This is a genomic window from Pseudoneobacillus rhizolycopersici (assembly GCF_054786815.1).
On sequence record NZ_JBTOOE010000252.1, the window covers coordinates 1 to 230 of the forward strand.

A 230-nucleotide genomic window follows, 5' to 3' on the forward strand; every position below is an offset into this window, starting at 1 on the left:
GTGACAATGCCGTGTTCGATAGGGTACTTCAGGGTCAGGATACCCCTCTTGCTCTGGGCCTCGTCACCCACGTATGAGTCTTTCTGGCCCATGCCCACCATGACGCCCTGGTGTCGGGGGCGCCCTACGATGGAAGGGAACACGGCCCTGGGGGCGTCGTCGCCAGCAAAGCCGGCTTTGCACATGCCGGAGCCATTGTCAATGACGAGTGCGGCGATTTCTTCTTCCAT

Annotated in this window: 1 protein-coding gene; it reads right to left on the reverse strand. The window is 60.4% G+C overall.

What is annotated here, in order from left to right; all coding sequences use genetic code 11:
• Positions 1–230 (reverse strand): hypothetical protein (locus tag ACX9YW_RS23630; protein ID WP_460351257.1); only part of this gene is annotated, 230 nt, incomplete at both ends.